Annotated in this window: 10 protein-coding genes, 7 tRNA genes and 1 riboswitch; of the genes, 6 read left to right on the top strand and 11 right to left on the bottom strand. The window is 40.6% G+C overall.

The features are described 5' to 3' along the window. Window positions 1–20: 20 nt before the first annotated feature. The gene (locus LC090_RS07835; protein ID WP_226656915.1) at window positions 21–1,271 is read right to left on the bottom strand and encodes an MFS transporter; all 1,251 of its coding nucleotides are present in this window, start codon (window positions 1,269–1,271) and stop codon (window positions 21–23) included. Between the two features lie 101 nt (window positions 1,272–1,372). On the opposite strand from LC090_RS07835, the gene LC090_RS07830 reads away from it, so the two are divergent. Beyond that, window positions 1,373–1,660: a hypothetical protein gene (locus tag LC090_RS07830; protein WP_226656913.1), complete on the top strand. Its 288-nt coding sequence runs from the start codon at window positions 1,373–1,375 to the stop codon at window positions 1,658–1,660. Window positions 1,661–1,707: 47 nt separating this feature from the next. Here LC090_RS07830 and LC090_RS07825 read toward each other — a convergent pair whose 3' ends face one another. The 10 genes from LC090_RS07825 to LC090_RS07780 all read right to left on the bottom strand — a co-directional run bounded on the left by LC090_RS07825 (window position 1,708) and on the right by LC090_RS07780 (window position 5,859). Beyond that, window positions 1,708–2,319 carry a superoxide dismutase gene (locus LC090_RS07825; RefSeq protein WP_226656911.1) on the bottom strand — a complete coding sequence of 204 codons (612 nt, stop codon included), beginning with the start codon at window positions 2,317–2,319 and terminating at the stop codon, window positions 1,708–1,710. 236 nt (window positions 2,320–2,555) lie between these two features. Continuing rightward, window positions 2,556–2,631: transfer RNA gene (locus LC090_RS07820), tRNA-Phe, on the bottom strand. 150 nt (window positions 2,632–2,781) lie between these two features. Continuing rightward, window positions 2,782–2,858 (bottom strand) — tRNA-Met (locus tag LC090_RS07815). Between the two features lie 194 nt (window positions 2,859–3,052). Next, a tRNA-Ser gene (locus tag LC090_RS07810) sits at window positions 3,053–3,145 on the bottom strand. A gap of 10 nt (window positions 3,146–3,155) precedes the next feature. After that, window positions 3,156–3,232 (bottom strand) — tRNA-Ile (locus LC090_RS07805). A gap of 12 nt (window positions 3,233–3,244) precedes the next feature. Continuing rightward, window positions 3,245–3,320 (bottom strand) — tRNA-His (locus tag LC090_RS07800). Window positions 3,321–3,341: 21 nt separating this feature from the next. Beyond that, window positions 3,342–3,418 (bottom strand) — tRNA-Met (locus LC090_RS07795). Window positions 3,419–3,421: 3 nt separating this feature from the next. Beyond that, window positions 3,422–3,496, bottom strand: a tRNA-Asn gene (locus tag LC090_RS07790). 133 nt (window positions 3,497–3,629) lie between these two features. Beyond that, a complete protein-coding gene (locus tag LC090_RS07785; protein WP_226656909.1) occupies window positions 3,630–4,112 on the bottom strand; it encodes a DUF456 domain-containing protein in 483 nt (160 codons plus the stop codon). Between the two features lie 118 nt (window positions 4,113–4,230). Next, the gene (locus tag LC090_RS07780; protein WP_226658412.1) at window positions 4,231–5,859 is read right to left on the bottom strand and encodes a Na/Pi cotransporter family protein; all 1,629 of its coding nucleotides are present in this window, start codon (window positions 5,857–5,859) and stop codon (window positions 4,231–4,233) included. 236 nt (window positions 5,860–6,095) lie between these two features. Between LC090_RS07780 and LC090_RS07775 the strand changes: the two genes are divergently transcribed. The 5 genes from LC090_RS07775 to metH all read left to right on the top strand — a co-directional run bounded on the left by LC090_RS07775 (window position 6,096) and on the right by metH (window position 14,767). Beyond that, window positions 6,096–6,902, top strand: a complete 807-nt coding sequence (locus LC090_RS07775) for a DUF1189 domain-containing protein (RefSeq protein WP_226656907.1) — start codon at window positions 6,096–6,098, stop codon at window positions 6,900–6,902. A gap of 85 nt (window positions 6,903–6,987) precedes the next feature. Beyond that, window positions 6,988–7,098: riboswitch (SAM riboswitch) on the top strand. Between the two features lie 75 nt (window positions 7,099–7,173). After that, window positions 7,174–8,301: a methionine biosynthesis PLP-dependent protein gene (locus LC090_RS07770; protein WP_226656905.1), complete on the top strand. Its 1,128-nt coding sequence runs from the start codon at window positions 7,174–7,176 to the stop codon at window positions 8,299–8,301. After that, window positions 8,291–9,490: a cystathionine beta-lyase gene (gene metC / locus LC090_RS07765; protein WP_226656904.1), complete on the top strand. Its 1,200-nt coding sequence runs from the start codon at window positions 8,291–8,293 to the stop codon at window positions 9,488–9,490. Before LC090_RS07770 ends, metC begins: the two co-directional genes overlap by 11 nt. Then, the gene (locus LC090_RS07760) at window positions 9,487–11,343 is read left to right on the top strand and encodes a bifunctional homocysteine S-methyltransferase/methylenetetrahydrofolate reductase (RefSeq protein WP_226656903.1); all 1,857 of its coding nucleotides are present in this window, start codon (window positions 9,487–9,489) and stop codon (window positions 11,341–11,343) included. The genes metC and LC090_RS07760 overlap by 4 nt, the downstream gene beginning before the upstream one ends. Further along, window positions 11,324–14,767, top strand: a complete 3,444-nt coding sequence (gene metH / locus LC090_RS07755; RefSeq protein WP_226656901.1) for a methionine synthase — start codon at window positions 11,324–11,326, stop codon at window positions 14,765–14,767. The genes LC090_RS07760 and metH overlap by 20 nt, the downstream gene beginning before the upstream one ends. Window positions 14,768–14,836: the final 69 nt, after the last annotated feature.

The raw sequence follows: 14,836 nt of genomic DNA, 5'->3' as shown, positions 1-14,836 counted from the left end.
AAAGTAAAGGGACTAATGAGCTATTGTAACGGGTCTGGAGAAGGGTCAACGATCGTTGCTGGAGTTGATTGAAGCTTCCTAACAAAAAGGTAAATAAATGTATGTCCTGCTCCGACAATTAATAACAAGATGGGAATGCTTTTTTCATCGTTAAACAACTTCACTGTTAACAGGAACAAAAGAATGGAGACAATTCGCCCAAGATTTAAGTAGACTTCTCGAACGACAATATACTCAATGCGCATTTCAGCAGCATTCCATGCCTTGCCAATGACATCATACGTGAGTGAAATATACGGCACCAGTAGAAGCGGATAAGCAAGAGAAATACACACTCCATATGTTAGCAACCGTGCAAATGTTAAATCTGTAACGAGCAGAAAGACAGACGCATATAGAATGAGGCCACCATATAAAATGGCTTTTTTACGGAACCTAGGCTTTATAAGACGCGTAGCTAGATAGTAGGCCAAGAAAGATACTGCAGAATTCACTAGCCCAAATGTTCCAATTGCTAGTTCACTCTCTGTCGTAATAAAAACGAGCACAACAATAATGAAAATAAAGGTCCCTTCTCTTATTCCTTGAAAAAAATGAGCGTGCAAGATATTTAGCCAATCGGTATTAACTTTCCTTTCTTGAAAGATTCGCGTAAAAGAAAAATTCCCTTTCGCAGATCGACGTTCAAGAAAAAAACTTAAAATAACAGCTGCAAAAAACAAAGCAAGTGAAACGCCAAAAATCACTTTATATCCTGTAAATGCTTCAAGACTTGAAATAATGACACCCGCAAATATCGGACCAATCATACCTGCAAATGAGGTAAGTAAACCGAGAAAACCATTAAAAAAATCCCTGGTTTCTGGCTCCGTAATTTCGAATGTTAACACATTAAATGCCAGCCAATAAAAACCAAATCCAATTCCAAGTAAGGCGCCAAGTAAGACCAGTAAATGGCTCGCATTCTGACCTAAAGAAAGAACAGTTATATAAAAGAGAGCTAGAAAAATGACGCCAATTCGTAAGACGATCACTCTGTCCATTTTCTTCGCCCATCTTCCTGCAAGGATAAAGGTTAGTGGCTGGCTAATCACCGCGGCAAGATTATAGATACCGATATCAGCAAACTCTCCGGACTGCTTCCACAAATACACATTCACAAACGTATTTGAAAGTGCGATGCTCAGAGCATATAAACCACCGATTGTTAGCAATAACAATAAATCTCTTGTTACTTCTATCTCACCGATCATATGTTTTATCACTTTCATCTGAAACTCCCCTTTTTTCATCCACCCTTATTTTGACTTAATTCCTGCTCGTTATGCGGACGAATCAAAAAGGATAAACTATGTTTAAAAGGGGACTAGTTATGTATTATTTTCTATATCGAACGGACGACCTTAATGAAAAGCTTCGAGATCAATTACTTCAACGCATTGAATACTTGATAAGTGCAGATCATAATTCTTATTTTATAAATAAAATGACCCACTATTGGAGGATCAACTATCGAAATGAAAAGATCTCATTAACCATATCAAATAAACAAATCCTTCTATGTTCACCTAGCGACTTTGAAAATGGTTGTAGCTTTACCGATTTTCTAATAAATCATATACTTGATCATTTTGGAGCGGTTTACACTTTGATCGAATAATATAAAAAAGCCCCCTGCATTTCTGCGGGGGGCTTTCCTCACTAGTTTTATTTAGCTGCTTCGTAACGCTTAGCAACTTCATCCCAGTTAACAACATTCCAGAATGCACTAATGTAATCAGGACGTTTGTTTTGGTACTTAAGGTAGTAAGCATGCTCCCAAACATCTAGACCAAGGATAGGTGTAACACCTTCCATAACTGGAGTATCCTGGTTAGGTGTGCTTGTTACTTCAAGCTCTCCGCCTTTTACTACTAGCCAAGCCCAACCTGAACCAAAGCGGCCAGCAGCAGCGTTAGCAAATTCTTCTTTGAAGCTTTCAAAGCTGCCGAATTTCTTTTTAAGCGCTTCGCTTAGATCACCAGATGGCTCTCCACCGCCGTTAGGGCTTAGCAGTTGCCAGAAAAGTGAGTGGTTCGCATGTCCGCCACCATTGTTACGTACAGCAGTGCGAATGCCTTCAGGAAGTGCATCTAAGTTGCCAAGAAGATCTTCCAGGCTTTTTGATGCGTGCTCCTCGTGACCTTCAAGTGCACCATTTAATTTTGTTACATATGCGTTGTGGTGCTTGTCGTGGTGGATCTTCATTGTTTCTTCGTCGATGTGTGGTTCTAGTGCATTGTAGTCGTAAGGTAGTTCTGGTAGTTCAAATTTAGCCATTGTGAATCTCCTCCTTAAATTAATATGTAACTTGCTGTCAGGGCAACGTTCATTGCCACTTGAACATGATGTCGTCACAAGTTTACACTAGCAGATTTTTCATGCGTTTTCAAATAATAAACCTTTGAATCTCCGCAACACAAGTAAAGTTTCCCCACAGGGAATGGAATTAAACATCAGAAAGGAGAAAACACAAAAAAACTCGCCATATCATGACGAGTGGGATCTTTATTGAGTGGTGGCTCCGGACGGAATCGAACCGCCGACACGAGGATTTTCAGTCCTCTGCTCTACCGACTGAGCTACAGAGCCAAATCATTTTATCAGTATTAATTTTAATTAGTATGTAGTTTGCATTTACGTTAAAAGTAATTTGGCCTTACTATGAGCTTAGGTTGCCCCTAGGGGACTCCTATTAAATTTTAGCTTCGATGTTTAATCGACGTAGTTAAAATTTAATTTTGGTTGCGGGGGCAGGATTTGAACCTGCGACCTTTGGGTTATGAGCCCAACGAGCTACCGAACTGCTCCACCCCGCGATAATATGAATGTAATCATGCTACACCTGCTTCATTATACTGTGCACTGTTTCTTCCTCTAAAAGGGAATGCTTCGATGCGTATCCGTCGAAACAACTCGATGTTGATTCAGTGATGTAACGCTCGTTGCTCCACCCAGTGACAATATAAATGTAACGATGCTGCATCTTTTCGTAAACCACTTTTCAGAAAAATGGAGGAGGAAGAGGGATTCGAACCCCCGCGGGCGACTAAGCCCCTGTCGGTTTTCAAGACCGATCCCTTCAGCCAGACTTGGGTATTCCTCCGAAATCCATATGGTGGACCCTGCAGGACTCGAACCTGCGACCGGACGGTTATGAGCCGTCAGCTCTAACCAGCTGAGCTAAGGGTCCTTATGTATTTAGTGGGGCGGCTGATGGGAATTGAACCCACGAATGCCGGAATCACAATCCGGTGCGTTAACCACTTCGCCACAACCGCCATGGTTATTCATATGTTATATGGTAGCGGCGGAGGGGATCGAACCCCCGACCTCACGGGTATGAACCGTACGCTCTAGCCAGCTGAGCTACACCGCCATATGGCTCCACAGGTAGGATTCGAACCTACGACCGATCGGTTAACAGCCGATAGCTCTACCACTGAGCTACTGTGGAATATCTCTTAACGACAAGAACTAATATACCATATATTCAAAAGAAGCGTCAATACGTTTTTAAAATTTAATTGCAAAGTATTAAAAATGAATGATAGAAACACTATATCACTCTTTTATTTTACCATCAAGAACTACAAAATATAGACTAAAAATACGATGATCATGATGGCTTGTAGCAGCCCTTTCATTACTGCACCACCAAGAAAACCGAGCAAAGATCCTACTCCAACTTGCACAGACTCTTTGAATGGTTTTCGATGAACCAGTAACTCCGCTACTACCGCTCCTATAAATGGCCCAAGAATAATTCCAGCAAACGGAATAATGAACGGGCCTACTAACAAACCGATCGTACTGCCCCAAATAGCTGCTTTCGATCCTCCATACTTTTTGACACCAAATAAATTACTCGCGTAATCTGCCACGAATAATAAAAGAGTAAGCAGCACCTGAATGACCCAGAAAGAAAAGGTCATTGAATCGAAATCATAAAAGATACCATGCAAAATAAAACCAACATAAATAAATAGGACTGCTGGAATAATCGGATAAATTAATCCAATAAACGCAATCGTAAAAGCCGCAATGATCAGACCCCAAACTAGAATATCCATACCTTCTTCCCTCCCCCTCAATTGTAGTCTATTTTATCCGAAAATTTATTTTCCTTCTATATAATTTAGGAAATCTCGCCAAATAAAAGAAGCAGAGGCCTCCCTCTGCTTCAAATGGTTATTCTTCTCCAATAACGGCTTCTGCGATATTCACCGCATGATCACCAATACGCTCAAGGTTACTAATAATATCAACAAAAACGATTCCAGCACTTCCCGTGCATTCACCCTCATTTAGTCGAAGAATGTGCTGCTTACGAAGTGTTCTTTCCATTTTGTCGATCTTATCTTCTAGCTTCACAACTTCCTGAGCCTTAGCTACATCCCATTTATCAAGCGCATCAAAGGCTTCATTAAGTGCAGAAAGAGTGAGATTAAACATTTCATCTAGATCTTTCATTGCAACGTCAGTCATTTTGACTTTGTTGCTGATTTGATAATCTACTAGTTCAACAATATTTTCCATGTGATCACCAATACGCTCGATATCACGAACAGAGTCCATTAACATACCGTGTCGTGTTGATTCATCTCCAGATAAAGAAGTTGCTGATAGCTGAATGAGATAGTCTGTAATTCGATTATCAAGATTGTTAATAGCTTCTTCATACTGAGCCGTTTTTTCTGCGCTCTTTTGACTTTTAGATATGAGATAGTTAGATGCTTCCTTAACACCTTTATATGCAAATTCACTCATTCGAATCACTTCTTCTTTAGCCTGTCCTAATGCGACAGAAGGAGAACGTTCGATAAATACTGGATCCAGGTGTTTTGGTTTATATTCAATCGTTGCATCATCACCAGGTATAATTTTCGTAACAAGAAATGCAAGCCCAGCAATGAATGGGAATTGAATCACCGTATTCGTTATATTAAAGATACCGTGTCCAAATGCAATTGTCATTTCTGGTGTTAAATTTAACGAATCTCTAAGATATTCAATAAATGGTGTATAGGCAAACAAGAATATCAAGAATATCGCTGTTCCGATTAAATTGAAAATAACGTGTGTCAGCGCCGTGCGTCTAGCTGCAACAGAGGCACCAATCGAAGCAAGAACTGCTGTAATTGTTGTTCCAATGTTATCCCCAAACAGAACTGGTAATGCAGCTTGAATATCCATCGCATTCTGTGAATAAAGCCCTTGTAGTACACCGATTGTTGCACTGGAACTTTGTACAATCACAGTAAATACTGTCCCAATGACAACGCCTAATAATGGGTTCGAACTCATGTTCAATGTGAGTTCATGGAAAGCTTCAAGACTACGAAGTGGTTTCATTCCTGTACTCATTAATTCAAGTCCAAAGAATAACGCTCCAAAACCAAATACAATTTGTCCTGCGTAATTAATTTTCTTGTTTTTAAAGAAGAAAATTAATAGTGAACCAATCGCAATAATTGGGAGGGCGTAATCCTTAATAGGAAAACCAATAATAAATGCTGTAACAGTTGTTCCAATGTTTGCTCCCATTACAACGCCAATCGCTTGCTTTAGAGTCATAAATCCTGCGTTAACAAGACCGACTGTTAAAACCGTTGTTCCTGAACTACTTTGGATGAGAATCGTGACAATGATCCCGGCGAGTACACCCATAAATGGGTTCGTCGTAAACCGATCAAGTATGTCTCTTAATCGATCGCCTGCTGATCGTTGAAGGCCATCTCCCATATACTTTAGTCCAAACAGGAAAATACCAAGACCTCCCACAAACTGAAAGATCATCTCCTGAACGTTGAGTTCCATCATTTCAACCCCTTGCACCATGTTTTATTTTTTTCGACAATACTCAACAAAGTCCCTTGTCTATTATCTACATCGCTCCCCCCTTTGTAAAGAGTTAATATAGAATTGTAAAGATATTATGATTTCATCAACTTTATTTCGAGAAAGTTTCAACAAGTTTATTGTTCCCTTCTCCTTATATAAGATAAACTGGATTAAGGGAGTAACCTCACTCACCCAGAAAGGAGTTTCTTCATTTGAACGTTTTTAAACAGCTGTATTATAGCCTATTCTCGCCCAAGATGATGGCGCGGTTTCGGTTTCAAAAACTAGGAAAACCAATATTATATGTCTTTCTCCTTATGCTTCTATCTTCCGTACCGATAGGGGTTATGACTGCCGTTTCGTTTACCAACGCTTACGAAAATCTTAAAGTACATATGTCGGAATTGCCTGAATTCACGTTAGAAAACGGCTCTTTAACAAGTGACCAGTCAGAACCACTAATAAAAAGAGAAGATGAAAACACATTTATATTTGATGCGACAGATGAATTTAAACCTGATGATATGGATTCATATGATTCAGCTATAGCTTTCCTAAAAGATCGGATTATCGTAATGGACAACGGAACTAGGCAGGAGTTTAATTACAGTAATTTCAGCTCAATGACTTTTACGAAACAAGAGGTAAATGAACTCACTAAAAATCTTGATGATTTGCTGCCTATTTTTATCCCACTTTTAATCTTTGTGGTCTATTTATTCCAGACAGGTCTTAAATTTATTGGAATTACCGTTTTAGCGACAATTGGGTTATTCCTAAAGTCCCTTGCCGGCAGAAAAGCCTCCTATAAACAGCTTTGGATCCTATCCGTTTATTCGGTTACGATCCCAACCTTGTTTTTTACCATCATGGCTTTAATAAAAACAACTGTACCATTTGGATTTCTTCTCTACTGGTTTGTGGCAATCATGCTACTATACCTAACAATTAAAGAAATTCCTCTTCCAAAAAAGCGCGTAACGAATGAAAGACCGAATTCATCCGAAGAAAAATTTTGATTATTTCCTCAAATCACTTGCAATTCGCTTTAAAGTGATGTAGATTATGAAAAAAGCGACACAATACAATTCCATATACTTTCAATTCTTATCAAGAGAAGCAGAGGGACTGGCCCAATGAAGCTTCAGCAACCACCGGATATTTTCTGGAAAGGTGCTAACTCCAGCAAGTTGAACTCAACTTGGAAGATAAGAAGAAGAGCAACCAAAGTCTTCTTCTTATAGAGGGCTTTTTTTTTATTGCCCTTACTCAAAGAAAAGGAGATTGATTATGTCTAATAACCATTACAATACGTTACTTGCACAGTTAGGTAATAGATCAGACCCTCTAACAGGTGCCGTGAATCCTCCCGTTTATTTCTCTACTTCCTATAGGCATGAAGGGATTGGCGTTTCCACCGGTTTTGATTATTCAAGGACGAAAAACCCCACTCGTTCGATCCTCGAGTCTGCAGTAACTGAACTCGAACACGGGGATCAAGGCTTCGCATTTAGTTCTGGGATGTCAGCTATCCAAGCTATTATCTCCCTATTCAAAAGTGGTGATCATATTCTCGTTTCAGATGACCTATATGGAGGCACCTATCGACTATTCGCTCATGCTGAAAAGCATTTCAACTTATCGTTCACTTATTTCGATAGCCAACAAATCGAGACGATTACACCATTAATAAAGCAGTCAACAAGGGCGGTCTTTATCGAAAACCCTTCAAATCCACTAATGAAATTAACAGATATTGAAGAAATCGTATCAATTGCTAAAACAAACAATTTATTGTCAATCGTGGATAATACGTTATTCACCCCCCTTCTACAAAATCCTCTCCTACTTGGAGCAGATATCGTTATCCACAGCGCAACGAAATACCTTGGAGGTCACAATGATGTGCTTGCAGGCCTTATCATTGCCAAAGGAAAAAGCCTCTGTGCCGAAATTGAACAGTATCAAAATGGCGCTGGAGCTGTTCTATCCCCGTTCGACTCATGGCTGCTCATTCGAGGTATGAAAACATTGCCTCTTCGACTTAAGCAACATGAGGAAAATGCAAAAGCTGTCGCAGAGTACTTAAAAAAACATGAAGCCATTACAGACGTTTTCTACCCTGAAAAAGGCGGGATGCTTTCATTTAGATTACAGTCTGAAGAATGGGTCGATCCTTTCCTTAGGAACTTGAAGCTGATTACATTTGCGGAAAGTCTTGGAGGCGTTGAGAGCTTTATTACTTACCCAGCCACTCAAACACATGCGGATATCCCCAAAAAAATCAGACTAGAGAAAGGTGTTTGTAATCGGCTTCTAAGATTTTCGGTAGGTATTGAACTAATCAACGATTTAGTTAAAGATTTGGATCAAGCGCTAGCAATTTTCAAAGAGGATGGTGTGCGACATGCCGACTAATTCATATACATTTCAAACGAAACTTCTTCACAACGATCATAAATTTGATAAAAGCACAGGAGCCGTCAGTGTTCCAATACAACAAGCATCAACCTTCCATCAATTAGATTTTGATCAGCCAGGAAAATATGATTACAGTCGCTCTGGTAATCCTACTCGTGAAGCATTAGAAGAGACGATTGCAGATCTTGAATGTGGTGTTAGGGGATTTGCATTTGCTTCCGGTATGGCAGCTATCGCTACCTCTTTTATGCTGCTCTCTCAACATGACCATGTTTTGATTTCAGAAGATGTTTATGGCGGGACCTATCGGATGATCCATGATGTTCTTGGAAGATTTGGAATTAGCCATACTTTTGTAGATATGACTGATTTAAATCAAGTGGCGAGTGGGATTCAATCGAATACAAAAGTGATTTACATTGAGACTCCTTCTAATCCGTTACTTAAAGTGACTGACATTCAAGCCGTCGTTAAATTAGCAAAAGCGAATCATTGTTTAACGTTTGTAGATAACACCTTTATGACACCGGCTCTTCAAAGACCGCTGGATTTCGGTGCGGATATCGTTCTTCATAGTGCAACAAAATTTATTGCAGGACATAGTGATGTAGTTGCTGGTCTTGCCGTGGTTAAAGATGAAAAGTTAGGTGAAAAACTCGCCTTTTTACAAAACTCATTTGGTTCTGTTTTAAGTGCCCATGATTCTTGGTTAGTACTTCGCGGATTAAAAACATTGCATTGTCGGCTCGAGCAATCTTCAAGGTCGGCTTTCCGACTTGCTCATGCACTAATTAAGGAGCCGCTTGTTGAAGAGGTGTTCTATCCTGGATTTTCTTTCCACCAGGGGCATTCGACTCACCTTTACCAGGCAGCTGGCCCTGGCGCAGTCCTATCTTTTCGACTACCTGATGAAAACGCTGTTCGACTATTTACAAAGCACGTGAAACTCCCAGTATACGCCGTTAGTCTTGGTGCGGTTGAATCGATTCTCTCGTACCCTGCAAGAATGTCTCACGCATCAATGTCAGCTGCCGAACGTAACAAGCGTGGCATTACAGATGGCTTGTTACGCTTATCCGTGGGTCTTGAAAATGCTGATGACTTGCTTCAAGACTTTAAACAAGGGTTTGCTGCCATAACTAAACTTTACGCCCCTGTTTCAACAGCCGGAGGTGCCAAAGGATGAGCTTACTTGAAGATCTAGAGCACAAAATTCTGATCGGCGACGGCGCCATGGGCACCCTTCTTTATTCATACGGCATCGATCAATGTTTTGAAGCGCTGAACCTTTCACATCCGGATCAAGTCCTAAATGTTCACCAAGCTTATGTTCATGCTGGTTCAGATGTGATTCAAACCAATACGTATGGCGCGAACTATAGCAAGCTATCGAGATATGGCCTCGAAGACCTCGTTAAAGAAATCAATACAGAAGGCGTTAAACTCGCTCGAAAGGCCGCGACAGACTCTACTTACGTTCTTGGCACAATAGGAGGAATACGAGGGATAAATACAAGATCGACACCCCTTGATGAAATTAAGCGTAGCTTCAGAGAACAGTTATATTGTCTTCTATTAGAGGGAGTCGATGGTCTTTTATTGGAAACGTATTACGATCTAGAAGAGATCATGACTGTACTTGAAATTGCTCGAAAGGAAACAGATTTGCCTTTAATTGCACAGGTTTCAATGCATGAGCCAGGCATTCTACAAGATGGCACTTCTCTTGCTGCTGCCTTAAAACAGCTCGAGAACGCCGGAGCTAATGTAACCGGCGTTAACTGCCGACTCGGCCCCTATCATATGATTCAATCCTTAGAACAGGTGCCTCTATCAAATGGTTTTCTTTCTGCTTATCCTAACGCGAGTTTACCTGATTATGAGGAGGGGCGTCTTGTTTATCCTACCGCACCAGACTATTTCAAACAAAGTGCAGAAGCTCTACGTCAACAAGGCGTTAGACTGATTGGTGGTTGCTGTGGTACCACACCTGATCATATAGCTGCAGCAGCTAGTGCACTAAAGGGACTAAAACCTATTACCAGGAAAGAAGTAATTGTTAACGAAAAAGAGTCTAGAATCATTGATTTCGAAGAAGAAAGGTTGCCTCACTTACATGAACTAGCAAAGAAACAGCGATCTGTTATCGTTGAGCTCGATCCTCCAAAGAAATTATCCATTGATAAATATCTTGAGGGTACAAAGGCACTGCAAGAAGTTGGCGTTGATGCGATTACGCTCGCTGATAACTCACTTGCCTCACCTCGAATTTGCAATACAGCAATGGCTTCTATGATTAAAGCTCAGCATAATGTTCGACCACTGGTTCATGTTGCCTGTCGTGATCGAAATTTAATTGGCTTACAATCCCATTTAATGGGGCTTCATACACTTGGAATTAATCAAGTTCTTGCCGTAACAGGTGACCCTACTAAAATCGGTGATTTCCCTGGCGCTACTTCGGTTTACGACGTCTCATCATTTGACCTCATTCGTTTAATGAAACAATTTAATCAAGGACGTTCTTATTCTGGTAAATCGCTTGGAATTAAAACTTCATTTTCAATAGCAGCTGCCTTTAATCCGAATGTACGCCATCTAGACCGAGCTGTTGAACGACTTGAAAAAAAACAGCTGTGTGGAGCGGATTACTTTATAAGTCAACCCATCTACAACGAAGAACAGGTACTAGAAGTCTATGAAGCGACGAAACATTTAACTTGTCCCATTTACATTGGGATCATGCCACTTACAAGCTACCGAAATGCTGAATTTCTCCATAATGAAGTACCGGGAATTAAGCTATCCGATTCCATACGCAATCGTATGTTACACGCTAAAGATTCAACGCAATCAATTGAAGCAGGGCTTGCAATCGCGAAGTCGTTAATCGATGCTGCATTTGATTTATTTAATGGAATTTATTTAATCACCCCCTTCTTGCGTTATGAATTAACAGTAGAATTAACGCGATACATTAACGAGAAAACTCGCCTTGCAGAAGAAAGGAAGAATCGAAATGGCCTACACCTCATTTGAAGATCTACTTACGAAGAGAATCCTTGTTCTTGACGGAGCTATGGGAACAATGATTCAACAGGCTAATCTAACAGCTACTGATTTTGGTGGTGAAGAATATGAAGGCTGTAATGAATACTTATCCTTAACTCGGCCAGAGCTTATCTCCTCGATCCATGAAGAGTACTTAGCTAGCGGAGCAGATATTATTGAGACAAACACCTTTGGAGCAACAGATCTTGTCTTAGATGAATATGATCTCGGTCATCTTGCAGAAAAGCTAAACTACACCTCTGCAAGGCTTGCAAAGGAGGCTGCTGATAAAGTAACCACAACAACTCAACCACGTTTTGTTGCAGGCGCCATGGGACCAACTACCAAAACATTATCCGTCACAGGCGGAACGACTTTTGAATCACTTTCGAACTCATATGCCATTCAGGCTAGAGGCTTACTAAACGGAGGCGTCGATCTTCTATTAATTGAAACTAGTCAGGATATGCTTAACGTAAAAGCTGCTTATATTGGTATTTCGAAAGCATTTCAGGAATTGGGGATGACCGTTCCTTTAATGATCTCGGGGACTATTGAACCGATGGGCACAACACTCGCTGGTCAAAGTATTGAGGCATTTTATTTATCGCTTGAACATATGAATCCAGCAGTCGTTGGACTAAATTGTGCAACAGGACCAGAGTTTATGAGAGATCATCTCCGCTCCCTTTCTGAATTAGCTACAACGTCAGTAAGCTGCTATCCCAATGCTGGTCTTCCTGACGAAGAAGGAAATTACCACGAAACCCCCGAAAGCTTAGCAGCTAAAATTTCTGGCTTTGTTGAAAAAGGTTGGCTTAACGTTGTCGGTGGCTGTTGCGGAACAACTCCTGCTCATATAAAAGCCATTTCAGAGGCTATAAAAGGACTACACCCTCGAAAAGCTCCTGCGAGTCATCCTCACGCCGTTTCTGGAATTGAACCATTTATATACGATGATAGCACCAGACCTATACTCGTTGGAGAACGAACAAATGTGATTGGTTCAAGGAAATTTAAACGCCTGATCGCAGAAGAAAAGTTTGAAGAGGCGTCAGAAATTGCTCGCTCACAAGTAAAAAAAGGGGCTCAGGTAATTGACATTTGCCTCGCAAATCCAGATAGTGATGAATTAAGAGATATTGAAAATTTTATGAAATATGTTGTAAATAAGGTTAAAACCCCTCTTATCATCGATTCTACTGATGATGCAGTTATCGAAAAAGCTCTCTCTTATTCACAAGGGAAAGCGATCATTAATTCCATTAATCTTGAAGATGGTGAAGAACGCTTTGAAGCTGTCGTTCCTCTTATTCATAAGTACGGCGCTGCCATTGTCGTTGGTACAATTGACGAAACCGGCATGGCGATTACAGCAGAACGTAAGCTCGAAATTGCTAAACGATCTCATGATTTACTCGTTTCAAAATACGGACTTAACGCATCTGATATTATTTTTGACCCGCTTGTTTTTCCAATTGGTACTGGTGATGAGCAATACATTGGCTCAGCTTCCGAAACCATCGAGGGGATACGCCTCATTAAATCGCAATTACCAGACTGTCAGACAATCCTTGGCATAAGTAACGTTTCTTTTGGTCTTCCTCCAGTAGGAAGAGAAGTATTAAACGCTGCTTACTTGTACCACTGTACAAAAGCCGGATTAGATTATGCGATCGTGAATACCGAAAAGCTCGAAAGATATGCTTCTATTTCTGAGAAAGAAGTACAGCTTGCCGACGAGCTCCTTTTTCAAACAAATGATCAGACACTAGCAGATTTCACTGCATTTTATCGGGGCAAAAAGAAAGAAAGTAAAGTGCAGACTTCCACGCTCACACTTCAGGAACGTCTTGCCTTGTATGTCGTTGAAGGTACAAAAGAAGGACTTATTCCCGATTTAGAAAAAGCTTTGGTTCAATATGAATCACCGCTTCAAATCATTAATGGCCCTTTAATGAAAGGGATGGCAGAAGTCGGGAAATTATTTAACGATAACCAATTAATTGTTGCAGAAGTCCTTCAAAGTGCAGAAGTTATGAAAGCCTCTGTCGCTTTCCTTGAACCTCATATGCAAAAAGAAGATTCTTCTAATTCGAAAGGAAAAGTACTTTTAGCGACTGTAAAAGGTGATGTGCACGATATTGGTAAGAACCTGGTCGAAATCATATTAAGTAACAATGGTTTTGAAGTCATTGATCTTGGCATTAAGGTTACACCAACCGACCTCATTAAACAGGTTCAAGACCACCAGCCAGACTTTGTCGGTCTTTCTGGACTACTCGTTAAATCTGCTCAGCAAATGGTGTTGACTGCTCAAGATATGAAGCAAGCTAAAATCTCGATACCCATCATGGTAGGAGGCGCCGCCCTATCACGAAAATTTACCGACAACAAAATTTCTGCTGAATATGATGGACCTGTTTTCTATGCAAAAGACGCTATGGAAGGATTAGCACTTTCAAACCAGTTAAGTAACGAAGAAGAAAAAAGAAAACTCGTAGAAGAACATGCGACCAAAAAAGCTTCTTCTGAGTTGCACTCAAAACCGATTTCAAACGGCGGAACAGCGCTTGCCGTTAAACCATTTTCTACTGTATCGACTGATGTACGAGTTCATCAACCGTATGATCTAGAACCTCATATTTTAAGAAACTACTCGGTTGCCCATATCGAACCCTACATCAATATGCAAATGCTAATCGGTCATCATCTCGGGCTTAAAGGAAAGGTATCAAGACTACTTGCAGAAAAAAACGAGAAAGCCGTTCATTTAAAAGAGGTGGTGGATCAGCTTTTAACACATGCCAAAAATGAAAGTTGGATACAACCTTCAGCGAAATATCAGTTCTTCCCAGCACAATCTGATGGAAATGATGTCATCATTTACTCTCCTTATGATCATCAAACGATCATTGAACGATTTTCATTTCCACGTCAACCAAAAGAACCTTTCTTGTGTCTTGCAGATTACCTTCGCTCTGTATCTAGCGGCGAGATGGACTATGTTGGGTTCTTTGCAGTTACAGCAGGAAGAGGCATTCGAGAACGTTCAGTAGAGTTAAAAAACCAGGGGAATTATCTGGAAAGCCATGCGCTACAAGCACTTGCGCTTGAAACAGCAGAAGGGCTTGCCGAACACGTTCATCAGTTGATGCGTGATAAATGGGGCTTTCCTGACCCAACGGATTTCACAATGCAAAATCGCTTTTCAGCAAAGTACCAGGGCCAACGCTTTTCATTTGGGTATCCCGCTTGTCCTGAACTAGATGATCAGAAAAAACTTTTTAAACTGATTCGACCAGAAGATATAGGGATAGCACTCACAGATGGATGTATGATGGAACCAGAAGCTTCTGTTACTGCCATGGTTTTTGCCCATCCAGAAGGAAGATACTTTAATGTTTTATAAGACGTAAAAAGAGGAGCCAGGGCTCCTCTTTTTACGTCTTCCTCAATAGAATCATTACAATGACCAATC

It is taken from the genome of Guptibacillus hwajinpoensis, from assembly GCF_020524165.1.
Lineage (GTDB): Bacteria > Bacillota > Bacilli > Bacillales > Guptibacillaceae > Guptibacillus > Guptibacillus hwajinpoensis_D.
The sequence above is the reverse complement of the archived record's forward strand: the minus strand, read 5'-3'. Positions and strand labels throughout refer to the sequence as shown.